This is a genomic window from Janthinobacterium breve, assembly GCF_051380895.1.
Taxonomy (GTDB): domain Bacteria; phylum Pseudomonadota; class Gammaproteobacteria; order Burkholderiales; family Burkholderiaceae_D; genus Janthinobacterium.
Genome location: NZ_JBNYXY010000009.1, coordinates 177242 through 193250 on the forward strand (window position 1 = coordinate 177242; position 16009 = coordinate 193250).

Here is a 16009-nt window from a genome sequence, read left to right on the forward strand (position 1 = left end):
GTCACTAGTACCAGAATGAGAACCCTGTTCAATTCGTTCATGGGATTCTTATGCGCTGGCGCCGTCTTGCCTCATCTGCTGTCATCTCCGCCTTGCCCCTGGCCTTGTCCCTGGGCCTGACCGCCTGCGGCGAGAAGGCGCAAGCCGATCCGCGTACCGCCATGCCGCTGGTGCGCGCCGTAACGGTGCAGGGTGCCGAGTCGGGTGCGCGTAGCTTTACCGGCGTCGTCGCGCCACGCGTGCAAAGCGAACTGGGTTTTCGGGTCGCCGGCAAGTTGCAGGAGCGCCTGGTCGATGCTGGCCAGGCGGTGCGGCGCGGCCAAGCCTTGATGCGCCTGGATGCGCAGGACTTGCAACTGCTGGCTCAGGCACGCCAGGACGCGGTCACGGCCGAGCGCGCCCGCGCGCGCCAGACGGCCGACGAGGAGGCGCGCTACCGCGACTTGCGCGGCACCGGCGCCATCTCGGCATCAGCCTACGACCAGGTCAGGGCGCTGGCCGACGCCGCGGCTGCCCAGCTCAAGGCAGCCGAGGCCCAGGCCGAAGTGGCGCGCAATGCGCTGCGCTACGCAGTGCTGGTGGCCGATGCCGATGGCATCGTGACGGATACGCTGGCCGAACCGGGCCAGGTACTCGCTGCCGGGCAGCCGGCGGTGCGCCTGGCCCATGACGGGCGGCGCGAAGCGGCGATCCAGCTGCCGGAAACCTTGCGCCCTGCGCTTGGTTCGGCCGCCCAGGCCACGCTATTTGGCAGGCCGGGCGCCAGCGTGCCGGCCACGCTGCGGCAGCTGTCGCAGAATGCGGACCGGCAAACGCGCACCTTCGAGGCACGCTATGTGCTCGATGCAGCGCTGTCGGGCGCGCCACTGGGCGCCACCGTCACGGTGCGCATTGCCGGTAGCGCCGATGCCGGCGATGCCGTACGGGTACCGCTCGCGGCCCTGCACGACGGGGGCAAGGGGCCGGGCGTGTGGCTGATTCAGGGCGAGCCGGCGCGGCTGGCCTGGCGGCCCGTCAAAGTGCGCCGCCTGCACGATGACAGCGCCGACGTCAGCGGCCAGCTCAAAAGCGGCGAACTCATCGTCGCGCTGGGCGCTCACCTGCTGCGCGACGGCGAGCAGGTCGCACTTGAGCAAGCGGGCGCGGGAGCGCGGCCATGAGCGGGGGCTTCAACCTGTCGGCGCTGGCCGTGCGCGAGCGTTCCGTCACGCTGTTCCTGATCTGCCTGATATCGCTGGCCGGCCTCTTGTCCTTCTTCAAGCTGGGACGGGCGGAAGACCCGGCCTTCACGGTCAAGGTGATGACCATCGTCACCGCCTGGCCAGGCGCCAGCGCGCGCGAAATGCAGGACCAGGTGGCCGAAAAGATCGAAAAGCGCCTGCAGGAGCTGCGTTGGTACGAGCGCGCCGAAACCTATACCACGCCCGGCCTGGCGTTCACTACCCTGACCCTGCTCGACAGCACGCCGCCCGACCAGGTGCAGGCCGAGTTCTACCAGGCGCGCAAGAAGGCTGGCGACGAGGCTGCCAACCTGCCGTCCGGCGTCATCGGTCCCATGATCAACGACGAATACGCGGACGTCACCTTTGCCCTGTTTGCGCTCAAGGCGCGGGGCGAGCCGCAGCGCCTGCTGGTGCGCGAGGCTGAAACCTTGCGCCAGCGCCTGCTGCACGTGCCGGGCGTGAAGAAGGTCAATATCATCGGCGAGCAGGCCGAACGCATCTATGTCGAGTTTTCTCAGGAGCGCCTGGCCACCTTGGGCGTCAGGGCACAGGACGTGTTTGCGGCGCTGCACGGCCAGAATGCACTCACGCCAGCCGGTTCGGTCCAGACGCGGGGGCCGCAAGTGTTCATCCGTCTCGACGGCGCGCTCGACGCGCTGCAAAAGATCCGCGACACGCCGGTGGTGGCGCAGGGCCGCACGCTGGCCCTGTCCGATATCGCCACCGTGCGTCGCGGCCACGAGGACCCGGCCAGCTTCATGGTGCGCAATGGCGGCGAGCCGGCGCTGCTGCTGGGCGTGGTCATGCGCGATGGCTGGAATGGCCTGGACCTGGGCAAGGCGCTGGAGCGGGAAGTGACGGCCATCGGCACTGAAATGCCGCTGGGTATGAGCCTGGCCAAGGTCACCGACCAAGCTGTCAATATCGGCGCGGCCGTGGATGAATTCATGCTCAAGTTCCTCGCCGCGCTGCTGGTGGTGATGCTGGTGTGTTTTGTCAGCATGGGCTGGCGCGTCGGCATCGTCGTTGCCGCCGCCGTGCCGCTGACCCTTGCCGTCGTGTTCATCGTGATGGCCGCGACAGGCAAGAATTTCGACCGCATCACCCTCGGTTCCCTGATCCTGGGACTGGGCCTGCTGGTGGACGACGCCATCATCGCCATCGAGATGATGGTGGTCAAGATGGAGGAGGGCTACGGCCGCATTGCCGCCTCTGCGTATGCCTGGAGCCATACGGCCGCGCCCATGCTGGCGGGCACCTTGGTCACGGCCGTCGGCTTCATGCCCAACGGCTTTGCCCGCTCCAGTGCCGGCGAGTACACCAGCAATATGTTCTGGATCGTCGGCATCGCCCTGATCGCCTCGTGGGTGGTGGCTGTGGTGTTTACACCTTACCTGGGCGTGAAGCTCCTGCCCGAGCTGAAAAAGGTCGCCGGCGGCCATGATGCGTTGTACGACACGCCGCGCTACCATCGCTTTCGTCGTTTGCTGGGACGCGTGATCGCCAGCAAATGGCTGGTGTTCGCCACCGTGATCGGCCTGTTCGTGCTGGCCGTGCTGGGCATGGCCATCGTCAAGAAACAGTTTTTCCCCATCTCCGACCGTCCTGAAGTGCTGATCGAAGTACAACTGCCTTACGGCAGCGCGATCGGGCAGACCAGCGGCGCGGCGGTGAAAGTGGAGGCCTGGCTGGCGCGCCAGCCCGAGGCGAAGATCGTCACGGCCTATGTTGGCCAGGGCGCGCCGCGCTTTTACCTGGCAATGGGGCCGGAATTGCCCGATCCTTCGTTTGCCAAGATCGTCGTACGCACCGACAGCCAGCAAGCGCGCGACACGCTCAAGCAGCGCTTGCGCGTGGCCGTTGCCGCCGGCCTGGCGCCGGAGGCGCGCGTGCGTGTCACGCAACTGGTGTTCGGCCCGTATTCGCCGTTTCCCGTCGCCTACCGCGTCAGCGGCCCGGACCCCGAGGTGCTGCGCACCATCGCCGGCCAGGTGCAGCACGTGATGCAGGCCAGTCCCATGATGCGTACCGTCAATACCGACTGGGGCACGCGCACGCCCACCCTGCATTTCAGCCTGCAGCAGGACCGCTTGCAAGCCATGGGGCTGAGCTCAGGCACCGTGGCGCAGCAGTTGCAGTTCCTGCTCAGTGGCGTACCCGTCACCGCCGTGCGTGAAGATATCCGCACGGTGCAGGTGGTGGCGCGCGCGGCCGGCGACATGCGCCTGGACCCGGCCCGTATCGCCGACCTGACCCTGGCTGGCGCCAACGGCGAGCGCATCGCGCTGTCGCAGGTGGGCACGGTCGAGGTACGCTGGGAAGAACCGGTGATGCGCCGGCGCGACCGCCAGCCGACGATTACAGTGCGCGGCGACATCGCCGAGGGCATGCAGCCGCCCGACGTGTCGGGCGCCATCACGGCGCAGCTGCGGTCCATCATCGATACACTGCCAGGCGGCTACCGCATCGAACAGGCCGGCTCGATCGAGGAGTCGGCGAAGGCGACGCAGGCTATGCTGCCCCTGTTCCCCATCATGCTGGCGTTGACCTTGCTGATGATCATTCTGCAGGTGCGCTCGATTTCGGCCATGGTCATGGTCTTCCTGACCAGTCCACTGGGCTTGATCGGCGTCGTGCCCACCCTGATCCTGTTCCAGCAGCCGTTCGGCATCAATGCGCTGGTCGGCCTGATCGCACTGTCGGGCATTTTGATGCGCAACACGCTGATCCTGATCGGCCAGATCCACCATAACGAGGCGGCCGGGCTGGCGCCTTTCGATGCCGTCGTCGAAGCGACCGTGCAGCGCGCCAGGCCGGTGATCCTTACCGCCCTGGCGGCCATCCTGGCCTTCATTCCGCTGACCCATTCGGTCTTCTGGGGAACGCTGGCCTACACCCTGATCGGCGGCACGTTTGCCGGCACGGTGCTGACCCTGGTATTTCTGCCGGCGATGTATGCTATCTGGTTCCGGATCAGGCGCCAGCCGCATCCTGCCGGTAGCGCGCTGGCGGCAGTTCGAACTGGTTCTTGAAAAAGCGGGTAAACGCGCTTTGCGAGGAAAACCCCAGGCGGTCACTGATTTCCGCCACGCTCATGCGCGTTTCGCGCAGCAAACGGCGCGATTCGCGGCTCTTGGCGCGCAATTCCAGCGCCCGGAACGAGGTCTGTTCCTGCTGCAGCTGGCGCTGCAAGGTCCAGCGGTTCATCGCCAGGCCGTCGCACAGGGCCGGCAGCAGCGAGGCGCCGTCCGCGTCGGCCTGCTGGCCCAGCAAATCGATGATGGCTTGCTCCACGCGGGCCGAAAACAGCTGCGCCCCTTGCAACTGCTGCAGTTGCCCCTGCGCGTGCCGCAGCGCGTGCGGCGCCAGCATGGCGTTGAACTGGGCGAAGGGCCGATCCAGCGCCGGCGCGTTGAACGTCAGCGTGTTGCGCGCCTGGCCAAAGGTGGCGGCGGCGCCGAAGCACTCGGCAATGGCGGGCGCGAACCACGGCGCCTTGCCCTGGAAGCCGGCGTGGAAGGCGGTGGCCGCGCCATTGTCATAGGCGCGCGCGACCAGCGACAGCATGCGGAAATTGGCCAGCGCCTGCATGGCGCCCCCTGCCGGGCAGAACTCGGACAGGTACTCGATTTCGATGCGCGTGCCATTCTCGCTCATCAGCATGAAGTCGAATTCGCCGATCAGGCCCCGCAAGTGCAGCAGCTCGTGCAGTGCGCTGCGCAGGGTGGGGCGGTTGAAGCAGACGTGGGCGATGCCCGAGTAATGCGCGAACCAGTGCGTCACATCGAGATCGAGAATGGCCCGGTGCTGCGGCAGTTGCTGGGCGTAGGCCGTCATGCGGCGGTGCCGCTCGGCGTTGATGCGGCCGCCCGGCTCGTCCAGCTGCCCCGGCGTGATGCCCGTGTGGCGGAAAAAGTCGGCGGGGTCGTGTCCATCGGCTTGCATGGCGCGTGCGCATTGCTGCGCGATGCGGTTCGAAACCGTGCGCGTGTCGGGTTTGTGCAAGGGTGTCTCCTGCTTGTTGTAGTAATTTTTCACAAATATTAGCACTTTGTAGGAGATTGTTGCTTGTCGTGCCCTCTAAGTAAAAATTGTTCTCGCGGGTATAAAACGCGTGCTGTGGGGTCAAGAAAGTCACGCATTCTCACGCTATATTGTTTTCGGCCGGCCTTGCCGCTGCGCCTTGATACCTACAAAAACAGTCTTGGAGATAATGATGAATTGCACTTTGAAACCGATGGCCCGCGTGGTCGCCGGCTGCGTCGCCACGCTTGCCCTGGCCGCCTGCGGCAATAACGACAGCGAGCAATACACGCAGCCTGTATTCGGCGCCACCACCTACACCCAGCTCAAGGTTGACGGCTATACCTTCAAGGATATGAACCGCAACGGCAAGATCGACCCGTACGAAGACTGGCGCCTGTCAGCCGAAGCGCGCGCCGACGACCTGCTGGCACGCATGACCCTCGATGAAAAAGCGGGCCTGATGATGCATGGCACGGCGCCCACCGTGTCCGACCCTTCCGGCATCGGCCTGGGCGGCGCGTATGACCTGGTGGCGCTGCAGGACTTGATCGTCAAGCAGTACGTCAACACCTTTATTACCCGCATGGCGGGCGATACGGCCAACATGGCGGCGCAGTACAACAAGGTGCAAGCCCTGAGCGAAACCTCGCGCCACGGCATTCCCGTGTCCATCAGCACTGACCCGCGCCACCATTTCCAGTACACGGTGGGCGCCAGCGCCGGCACCAAGGGCTTCTCGCAGTGGCCTGAAACCCTGGGCCTGGCCGCCATCGGCGACGATGCGCTGGTGCGCCGCTTCGGCGACATCGCACGCCAGGAATACCTGGCCGTCGGCATCACGCAAGCCCTGTCGCCGCAGGCGGACCTGGCCACGGAACCGCGCTGGTCGCGCATCAACGGCACCTTCGGCGAAGACGCCGACCTGGCCAAGCGCATGGTGCAGCACTATATCGAGGGCTTCCAGGATGGGAACACGGGCTTGCATGACGGCAGCGTGGTGGCCGTCGTCAAGCACTGGGTCGGCTACGGCGCCACGAAAGAGGGCTTCGACGGCCATAATTACTATGGCCGCTACATGACTTACCCGGGCAACAACTTCGCCTACCATGTGAAGCCGTTCGAGGGCGCCTTCACGGCCAAGGCGGCCTCCGTCATGCCCACCTACGCTCTGCCGGACGGCAATATCACCATAGCCGGCATCACCCTGGAACAGGTGGCGGCCGGTTTCAGCAAGACCATGCTGACGGATCTGCTGCGGGGCAAATACGGCTTCGAGGGCGTGATCCTGTCCGACTGGGGCATCACTTCCGACTGCGACGCCAACTGCCGCAACGGCACGGCGCCGGGAGTGGCGCCTTCCTTCATTGGCTTCGGCACGCCGTGGGGCATGGAAGACGCCACCAAGGCCGAGCGCTACGTGAAGGCCGTGACGGCGGGGATGGACCAGTTTGGCGGCGTGACGGAAGCGCCGTACCTGACGCAAGCCGTGCAGCGGGGCCAGCTGACGGAAGCGCGCATCAACGCGTCGGCGCGGCGCATCCTGATCCAGAAATTCAAGCAGGGCCTGTTCGAACATCCGTTTGTCGATGCGGCCAAGGCGGCGGCTACCGTGGGCAAGGCGGACTTTGTCGAAGCGGGCCTGGAGGCCCAGCGCCGCTCGCTGGTCCTGCTGGAAAACAAGGACAAGGTCTTGCCGCTGGCGGCCAGCGTCAAGAAGGTTTATTTGTACGGCATTGACGCAGCCGTGGCGCAAAAGTATGGCTACACGGTGGTCGCCACGCCGCAGGAAGCGGACGTGGCCCTGCTGCGCGTGGCCGCGCCGTATGAAACCCTGCACCCGAACTACATCTTCGGCAGCATGCAGCACGAGGGCCGCCTCGATTACGTCGACGGCAATGCCGACTACGAAGCGATCAAGAACGCGGCGAAATATGCGCCGAAGACGGTGGTGACGGTGTACCTGGACCGCCCGGCCATCCTCGGCAACGTGCAGGACAAGGCCAGCGCCATACTCGCCAACTTTGGCGTCAGCGATGGCGCGCTGTTCGATGTCCTGACGGGCAAGGCCAAACCGCAGGGCAAGCTGCCGTTCGAACTGCCATCGTCGATGGCTGAAGTGCAGGTGCAGAAATCGGACGTGCCGTATGACACGGCCCATCCGCTGTACAAGTTCGGTTACGGCCTGGCGTACTGACAGGAGCGGGACGGGCCGCCCGGCGCGGCCTGTTCCCGCCCGATTGACAGTCTCCTGGCGCTCGCCGATACTGGCCGCTTCGTTCGCCGTTTTGTTCGCCGATTCTGCCAGGAAGGAAACCCCCGATGTGCCTTATTCCGAAATTGCACCAGACCGTGCTTGCCGCAGCGCTTGCAACCGCGCTGGCCATGCCCGCCATGGCCGCCGCCCCTGCAGCGGACGGCGCCGCAGCGGCCTGGGTCGAGGCCAGCAACCGCAATGCGGCCATCGTGCTGGCGGCGCAGGCGCAGTTCTCGCCCGAAAATGCTTCCGACACGGGCCTGGCCCAGTACGACGGCCTGGCCGCCGACCTGGGGCCGAAGATCACGGAACGTTACGTGGCAGCCATGCAGCAGGCGCGCGCGCAATTGCAGCAAAAGCTGGCGGCGGAAAAAGATGAGCGCATCCGCCAGGATCTGCAGATCCTGACGCAGGCCGTCGACCAGGAAATCAGCGGTGCCCGGTTGGATGCCAAATACACCTTGCCCTGGGTCGATGTGCCGCAAATGGTCTTTGGCAGCATGCAAAGCCTGCTGCAGGAACAGCGTCCGGCCGCGCGCCGCGCCAAGGCGCTCGAACGCCTGCAGCGCTATGTGGGCCAGTTCCCGGGCAGCACGCCGATCACGACGCAGGCCAAGGCGCGCTTCACGGAAAAAATCGGCAAGCCAGGCCTGGCCGGCCCTGTGCGCCTGCAGGTGGAGCAGTCGCTGGAAAACGTGCCGACGTATATCGCCGGCATCCGCAAGCTGTATGCCGACATGCAGATCGCGGGCGCCGAACCTGCGTTGGCCGCCATGGAGCAGCAATTGAACGCGTATGCGGCGTGGGAGAAGCAAGTGGTGCTGCCCCTGTCGCGCACGGATTTCCGCATGGCGCCCGAGCTGTACGCGTTTCGCTTGAAACAGGTGGGCATCGACATCGAACCGCGCGCGCTGGTGGAACGGGCGCAAGTGGCTTACCTGGAAACGCGCGCCGCCATGCAGGCGCTGGCGCCCGTGGTGGCGGCCAAACTGGCCTTGAAGGGCGTCGACGGCACCGATTACCGCCAGGTGCTGCGCGCGCTGAAAAGCGCTTCCATCCCCAACGAGCAGCTCGAAGCGCACTACAAGGGCGTCAATACGCAGCTCGAAGAGCGCATCGCCCAGCAGCGCGTGGTCGATATACCTGCGCGCGCCATGACCATGCGCCTGGCGTCCGCCGCCGAATCGGCGGCCCAGCCGGCGCCGCACATGCGTCCGCCTCCGCTGATCGGCAATACGGGAGAACACGGCCAGTTTGTCCTCCCCGTCAGCAATCCGGCCGCCAGCGGCAAGGGCGAAGCGTATGACGATTTCAATTTCGCGGGCGCCGCCTGGACCCTGAGCGCGCATGAAGGCCGCCCCGGCCACGAGCTGCAGTTCAGCGCGATGGTGGAGCGGGGCGTGTCGCAGGCGCGCAGCCTGTACGCGTTCAACAGCGTCAACGTGGAAGGCTGGGCGCTGTACGCGGAAGCGGAGATGATTCCCTACGAGCCGGCCGAAGGCCAGTTCATCGCGCTGCAGTTCCGCATGCTGCGCGCGGCGCGCGCCATGCTCGACCCGATGCTGAACCTGGGACAGGTCACGCGCGAAGAAGCGGGCCGCATCCTGACGGATGAAGTGATGCTGTCGAAACCGATGGCGCGCCAGGAGCTGGACCGCTATACCTTCAATATGCCGGGCCAGGCGGGCAGCTATTTCTATGGCTATACGCGCATCCTGCAGCTGCGCGCGGAAACGGAGCTGGCGTTGGGCGAGAAATTCGACCGCCTGGCCTTCAATAACTTCCTGCTGGGCCAGGGTTTGCTGCCGCCTGGCCTGCTGGCCAAGGCTGTGCGCGAACACTTCATTCCCGAGCAGAGAAAAGCCAGGGGCTGACGGCAGCGCATGCCATACTGGCGCCCTTGAGTGATGACGTGGGTGTCGCTGCATGTGGCGTGGAATTGTATGTGGTTTGCTGGCCGGCGCCTTCTGGGGCGCCGTTTTCATTGTGCCTGTCTTGCTGCCGGATTTTTCTCCGGTCGAGTTGATGGTGGGCCGCTACGTCTGTTACGGCGCGCTGGCGGCAGGCATGATGCTGCCGCGCCTATTGCCCCTGCTGCGGCGCTTGCGGCGCGACGACTGGCTGGCCATGCTGCGCCAGGCGCTGTCCGGCAATGTCGTGTATTACCTGCTGCTGGCGTATGGCGTCAAGCTGGCGGGCGTGGCGGCCACTTCGCTGATCATCGGCTTGCTGCCCCTGAGCGTGACGATTTTGGGCCGCAAGGACCAAGGCGCGCTGCCCCTGCGCCAACTGGCCTTGCCGCTGCTGGTGGTAGCGCTGGGCATCGCCTGCATCAATCTCGATATTTTCAGCCATGCCGGCGGCGCAGGCGGCGCCAGCCTGGCGCACAAGCTGGCCGGCGTGCTATGCGCCATCGGCGCGCTCGCCTGCTGGAGCTGGTATGCGCTCGATAATGCACGTTTCCTCAAGCGCCACGCGCATTTCAGTTCGGTGGAATGGGCCATGCTGTATGGCCTGGCCAGTGGCGTCATCGCCCTGATCGTTGGCGCCGTGATGCTGGCGCTGCAGCCGGCAAGTGGTGCCGATGACGCGCTGGCGCGCGACTGGTCCCGGTACTGGCTGGTGTGCCTGCTGCTGGCGCTGGGCGCTTCCGTGGTCGGCAACTACCTGTGGAACCTGGCGTCGCGCCTGGTGCCTGTCACCCTGTCGGGCCAGCTGATACTGTCGGAGACCTTGTTCGCGCTGCTGTATGGCTTTGTGTATGCGCAGCGCATGCCGCGCCCCCTGGAATGGGTGGCGATGGTCTTGCTGACGGCGGGCGTGCTGTGGTCCGTGCAGCGGCATGCGCAAGAGGATGGGGAAGAGCGGACGTAGCGAAAATACATTGTTGCCAGCCTGCCGTTTGCGCAGGGCGGAACGTATAATGACGTTCATTTGCCGGCCACCCAGGAGTTCCGCTTGCAGCTACCGATCCGTTATCCGAACATGCCGCAACTGCTGCTGAAGGCCCGCGACAGCCTGCTTCAGCATTTTCGCCCCATCCTCAATCACTTCGGCGTGACGGAGCAGCAGTGGCGCATCATGCGCGCGCTGAACGAAAGCCCCACCCTGGAACCGCGCGAACTGTGCAATATCTGCCAGATTTCCAGTCCCAGCATGAGCGGCATCCTGGCGCGCATGGAAGAAATCGGCTTGATCGGACGCAGCAAGTTCGAAGGCGACCAGCGCCGCCGCAAGGTGCACCTGTCGGAAGCGGGCGCCAGTTTGCTGCTGCAGATGGGCAAGCTGATCGATTTGCAATATGAACACCTGGAAACAGCGTACGGCAAGCAAGTGTTCGAAGACATGCGCCGCGCGCTGGAAGCCTTCATTGCCCTGGAAACCCTGCCGGTGGCGCCCGCCATCCTGCGCTGAACCTCCCAGTTCCTCCCGTTTTTCTGCCTGCCTGACTATCCACCGCGCGCGTGTTTTTCAACACGCGCCGCCGCTGCTTTTTCCATGCCTGTTCCGTGCACTTCCGCATTCTGCCGGGCTTGTGCCCGCGCGCCTGCCAGTTTTGCTATAAGACTACGCCTTACAGTCAATTACTTACATGTGAGTAAATAAGCGTATAATTTGCTCCACTTGATCCAAATCAAGAAGAACAGCGGATGTCCCCTCGCTGGATGTGGCGGCAGCGCGGCGCCACAGCCAGTATTGCGCCATCGCGGCGTCAATATTTGTCTGACGCACAATAAAACAGGAAAATCAGGAAAAAATGAACACTATCTGCATGCGCGCTGCGGCGCTGGCCGTCTCCACGCTCATGGGCGCAAACGTTTGCGCCCAAAGCAATGTCACCATTTACGGCGTAGTCGATGCGGCTACCGCCTACGCGAGCAACCAGGGTGGCAATTCGAACACCTACATGCGCAGCGGCAGCTTGTCCGCCAGCAAGATCGGTTTCCAGGGCGTGGAAGACCTGGGCAGCGACCTGAAGGCGCTGTTCTTGCTGGAAAACGGCTTTGAAAGCGATACGGGCGCGCAAAGTTCCGCCAGTGCGCTGTTCAACCGCCAGGCGTATGTGGGCTTGCAGTCAAAGGCCTACGGTAGCGTGACGGCTGGTCGCCAGTACACGCCGTATTACCTGCTGGTGGGTTCGCTGGCCTCGAGCAATGTCTTGACGGGCGCCACCGGCGCCCATCCGGGCGATATCGACGGCCTCGATACGACCGTGCGCATCAGCAATTCCGTCACCTACAGCATGCCCGCCTGGCGCGGCCTGCAAGCGAGCGCGCAATACGGCTTTGGCGAAGCGGCCGACGGCAATGCCGTGGGCAGCAGCTTCAGCGCCGCCGTCAAGTACAGCACGTCCCCGGCCGAATTCGCGCTCGGCTATCTGAAACTGAAAAATGGCGCAAATGGCGCCGGCTGGAGCGACAACGCCTCGGCCAGCTTCGGCATCTCGGCCATCAACCAGGGCTATGCCTTGGCCGAAAGCATCGCGTTCATCGCCGCCAGCGCGCGCTACAACATGGGCAAATGGATGGTGGGCGCCAATGCCAGCAACGTGCAATACCAGGCGGGCAGCCGCTCGGCCTTCCGCGACACGGCCATCTTCAACACGGCCGGCCTGATATCGAGCTACCAGCTGACGCCGCAGTGGTTCCTGTCCGCCGGCTACAGCGATACCTACGCCAGCCGCGCCAACGGCGTGTCGGACCGCGCGCGCTACCGCCAACTGTCGTTCGAACAGAATTACGCGCTGTCGAAGCGCACTGCGATCTACCTGATCGAAGCGCGCCAACTGGCGCGCGGCCAGACCCTGGGCCAGGGCGGCGCCATCATCGATGCCGTCGCTTCGGTCGGTGATTCGCAAAACGGCACGCCGTCGTCGAACGGTGGCCAGACAGTGGTGATGGTCGGTCTCAAGCATTCTTTCTGAACGGTTGCTGAACTCACGGGAGCTTCAATTGGACGCTACACACAATAAGGAGGGCCGCAGCCCTCTCAATCCGGGGCGCCGCATGGTGCTGGCCGGCTTGCTGTCGGCTTCGGCAGCGACGCTGATTCCCTGGGCGCTGGCCGAACCGGTCGCCAATGCGGAGCAGGGCGCCTTTTTGGGCGTGTCGGCCATGCTGGTCGGGCGCCAGGTGCTCGACCCCGTGCTGGCCAAGCGCCTGTATGACGCGCTGGTGGCGCAGGACGCGGCCTTTCCCGCGAAGGTGCGCGCGCTACTGACATTGATCAATGCGCAGGGCTTGCAGGCTGCCGGCTTGCAGGAAGCGCTCGATGCGCTAGCTCCCGCCCAGTCGCCGCTGGCGGCCTTGCCGCGCCAGATCGCCAGCGCCTGGTACCTGGGCATCGTCGGCACGGGCGAAGCGGCCGTCTGCGTCGCCTACGAGCAGGCGTTGAACGCCGCCGTCGTGGCCGACGTGCTGAAGCCTCCCACGTATTCCTACGGCGCCTATGGCAGCTGGGCCAGAAAACCAATTTAAGGAGCCATCATGGCTGAAGAACTCTCCGCCGATTACCTGGTGATCGGCTCCGGCATCATCGGCTCGCTGGCCGCGCGCAAGCTGGCGCTGGCCGGCGCCTCGGTGCTGATCCTGGAAGCGGGTCCGCGCGTGTCGCGCGGCGAAATCGTCGCCCGCTTCCGCAACACGACGCGCCGCAGCGACTGGATGTCGCCGTATCCGTCCGTCGCCACGGCGCCGCACCCGATTTACCAGCCGAAGGACAACGGTTACCTGGTGCAGGCAGGACCGTATCCGTACCCGGCCGAATACATCCGCCAGTTCGGCGGCACCTCGTGGCACTGGGCCGCGCAAGCCTGGCGCAATGTGCCGAACGACTTCCGCATCCATACGCTGTACGGCGTGGGCGTCGACTGGCCCATCAGCTACGCAGACCTGGAGCCGTTCTACCAGGAAGCGGAAGACATCATGGGTGTTTCGGGTGCGGACAACACGGGTTCGCCGCGCCAGCAGCCATTCCCGATGCAGGCCGTGACGGAGCCCTACGCCATGCGCCGCATCCGCGAACGCCTCGACCCGTCGTTCAAGGTGGTCGGCAACACGGTGGCGCGCAACAGCGTCAGCTATGGTGGCCGTCCGGCCTGCTGCGGCAACAACAGCTGCCAGCCGATCTGTCCCATCGACGCGCAATACCATGGCGGCATCGCCGCGCAGCAGGCCGAAGACGCGGGCGTCAAGATCCTGTGCAACGCCAACGTCTACAAGCTGGAACACGATGCGCAGGGCCGCATCACGGCCGCGCTGTACTACGACGTGGATAAAAAAAGTCATAGTGTCACGGCCAAGACCTTCATTCTGGCGGCCAACGGCATCGAAAGCCCCCGTTTGCTGCTCGTTTCCGCCTCGGACAAATACCCGAACGGCCTGGCCAACAGCAGCGACATGGTGGGCCGCAACCTGATGGACCACCCGAGCACCTCGATCACCTTCGACGCCGATGAAGACCTGTGGCTGGGCCGTGGCCCGCAAAGCCCCAATTCCATCAACACCATGCGCGATGGCGATTTCCGCAGCCAGCATTCGCCGTACCGCCTGGACTTCACGAACATCTCGCGTGTCGATGGCGCCACCAGGGAGCTGATTGGCAAGGGCGTCTTTGGCGCCGAATTCGAACAGCAGCTGCGTTTCCGCTCGGCGCGTGAAATGAGCTTGAAAAACGTGCTGGAAGTGCTGCCGAACCCGGAAAACCGCATCGCCCTCAGTAGCGAAAAGGACGCCATGGGCATCCCCAAGCCGCAGGCGCATTATTCGATCGATGAGTACACGAAGCGCGGCCACGAGCGTTCGAAGCAGGATTTCGAGAACATCGCCAGGCTGATGGGCGGCACCAATCTACGCCATAGCAAGGAGGGCGTGTTTGCCAACAACCAGCACATCTGCGGCACCTTGTCGATGGGTTCCGATCCGGCCAAAGCCGTGTGCGACCAATGGGGCCGCACCTTCGACCATGCCAACCTGTTCCTGTGCAGCACCGGCGTGCTGCCCACGTCCGGTACCTGCAATTCGACGGAGAATGGCCTGGCCGTGGCACTGCGCACCGTCAAGCACATCCTCGACGAACAGGGAGCGACAGCATGATGGCGACTTTCAGAATGGCGGCCGGCGCCGCGCTGCTGTCCCTCGTGGCCTTGCCCGTGCTGGCGGCGGACGCCCCCGGCGCCGATGTGCAAGCGATCGAACGTGGCCGCTACCTGGCCACGGCCGGCGACTGCATCGCCTGCCACAGCGTGCCGGGCGGCAAGCCGATGGCGGGCGGCCTGGCCCTGGCCACGCCGCTGGGCGCCATCGTCGCCACCAACATCACGCCATCGAAAACGCATGGCATCGGCAACTACACCTTGCAGCAGTTTTCCGATGCGCTGCGACGCGGCGTGCGGGCCGATGGCGCGCGCCTGTACCCGGCCATGCCCTACACGGCCTACGCCAAGGTGACGGATGACGATACGGCCGCCCTGTACGCCTACTTCATGCATGGCGTGGCGGCGGTGGACACGGCGCCGGCAACACAGACGGACTTGCCGTTCCCGTTCAATATCCGCCTGTCGATGGCGGGCTGGAATTTGCTGTTCCTCGATACAAAACCGTTCGTGGCCGATGCGTCGAAAAGCATGGAGTGGAACCGCGGCGCCTACCTGGCGCAAGGGCTGGCCCACTGCACCACCTGCCATACGCCGCGCAATGCACTGATGGCCGAGCAGTTGTCGAAAGAGCTGGGCGGCGCTGACCTGGGCACCTGGCATGCGCCGAACATCACCTCGGACGTCAACAGTGGCATCGGCAGCTGGAGCCAGCAAGACCTGGCCGGCTACCTGCGCACGGGCCGCGCCGCGCACCGGGGCCAGGCCGCAGGCCCCATGGCCGAAGCCATCGACCATAGCCTGAAGCACTTGAGCGATGCGGACTTGAACGCCGTGGCGCATTACCTGAAAAGCGTGCCGGCCATCCGCGACAAGGCCGATACGAAGCCGGTGACGCAATGGGGTCAGGCGGGGGACGAGTTGAATGCGATCCGCGGCGTGCCGTTGCCGCAAAACCTGAACAAGATGTCGGGCGCGCAGCTGTACGATGCGCAGTGCGCCAGCTGCCATCAGGCCAGGGGCGAGGGCAGTTTCGATGGCAGCCTGCCGCCGTTGTTCCATAACTCGGTGACGGGCCGCAGCAACAGCAACAATCTGGTGATGGCCATACTCGATGGCGTGGAACGGCAGGACGGTGGCAGCGGACATTTGATGCCAGCCTTCCGCCAGACCCTGTCGGACGAGCAGATCGTCACCCTAGGTAATTACGTGCAAAAGATGTATGGCAATCCCGACGTCAAGGTGACGGCGGAACAGGTGACGACCCTGCGCAACGGCGGCGCGCCGTCAAACCTGATCGGCCTGGCACGCGCGGGCATCATCGTCGGCGTGCTGGTGCTGCTGGCTTTGCTGGTGTGGTGGCGGGGACGCCGGCGCAAGGAGATGTAAGCCCATGGCAAAGGCCGAGGGGCA

The 16009-nt window shown here is 64.9% G+C and carries 11 protein-coding genes; 10 read left to right on the forward strand and 1 reads right to left on the reverse strand.

Features of this window, described 5'->3' with window-relative positions; all coding sequences use genetic code 11:
- Positions 1–50: 50 nt before the first annotated feature.
- Entirely contained in the window at positions 51–1160 is a 1110-nt protein-coding gene (locus ACQ4W0_RS19185) for an efflux RND transporter periplasmic adaptor subunit (protein WP_436578191.1), read from the forward strand.
- Entirely contained in the window at positions 1157–4255 is a 3099-nt protein-coding gene (locus ACQ4W0_RS19190) for an efflux RND transporter permease subunit (RefSeq protein ID WP_436578192.1), read from the forward strand. The genes ACQ4W0_RS19185 and ACQ4W0_RS19190 overlap by 4 nt, the downstream gene beginning before the upstream one ends.
- Here the strand turns inward: ACQ4W0_RS19190 and ACQ4W0_RS19195 are convergent.
- The gene (locus ACQ4W0_RS19195) at positions 4197–5228 is read right to left on the reverse strand and encodes a helix-turn-helix transcriptional regulator (protein WP_436578193.1); all 1032 of its coding nucleotides are present in this window, start codon (positions 5226–5228) and stop codon (positions 4197–4199) included. The genes ACQ4W0_RS19190 and ACQ4W0_RS19195 overlap by 59 nt on opposite strands.
- Positions 5229–5436: 208 nt before the next feature.
- Here ACQ4W0_RS19195 and ACQ4W0_RS19200 point away from each other — a divergent pair, with 208 nt between their 5' ends.
- The 8 genes from ACQ4W0_RS19200 (at position 5437) to ACQ4W0_RS19235 (ending at position 15985) form a co-directional block, all read left to right on the forward strand.
- Entirely contained in the window at positions 5437–7443 is a 2007-nt protein-coding gene (locus ACQ4W0_RS19200) for a glycoside hydrolase family 3 protein (RefSeq protein ID WP_436578194.1), read from the forward strand.
- 125 nt (positions 7444–7568) lie between these two features.
- Positions 7569–9377, forward strand: coding sequence for a DUF885 domain-containing protein (locus ACQ4W0_RS19205; RefSeq protein ID WP_436578195.1), 1809 nt, complete (start codon positions 7569–7571; stop codon positions 9375–9377).
- A gap of 52 nt (positions 9378–9429) precedes the next feature.
- Positions 9430–10377: a DMT family transporter gene (locus tag ACQ4W0_RS19210; protein ID WP_436578196.1), complete on the forward strand. Its 948-nt coding sequence runs from the start codon at positions 9430–9432 to the stop codon at positions 10375–10377.
- An 84-nt stretch (positions 10378–10461) separates the two neighbouring features.
- Complete coding sequence (gene hpaR / locus ACQ4W0_RS19215; protein WP_436578197.1) at positions 10462–10917, forward strand: homoprotocatechuate degradation operon regulator HpaR; 456 nt, start codon at positions 10462–10464, stop codon at positions 10915–10917.
- A gap of 343 nt (positions 10918–11260) precedes the next feature.
- The gene (locus tag ACQ4W0_RS19220) at positions 11261–12427 is read left to right on the forward strand and encodes a porin (protein ID WP_436578198.1); all 1167 of its coding nucleotides are present in this window, start codon (positions 11261–11263) and stop codon (positions 12425–12427) included.
- A 28-nt stretch (positions 12428–12455) separates the two neighbouring features.
- Positions 12456–12980 carry a sugar dehydrogenase complex small subunit gene (locus ACQ4W0_RS19225; RefSeq protein WP_436578199.1) on the forward strand — a complete coding sequence of 175 codons (525 nt, stop codon included), beginning with the start codon at positions 12456–12458 and terminating at the stop codon, positions 12978–12980.
- Positions 12981–12989: 9 nt separating this feature from the next.
- Entirely contained in the window at positions 12990–14597 is a 1608-nt protein-coding gene (locus tag ACQ4W0_RS19230; RefSeq protein WP_436578200.1) for a GMC family oxidoreductase, read from the forward strand.
- Positions 14597–15985, forward strand: coding sequence for a c-type cytochrome (locus tag ACQ4W0_RS19235; protein WP_436578395.1), 1389 nt, complete (start codon positions 14597–14599; stop codon positions 15983–15985). The genes ACQ4W0_RS19230 and ACQ4W0_RS19235 overlap by 1 nt, the downstream gene beginning before the upstream one ends.
- Positions 15986–16009: the final 24 nt, after the last annotated feature.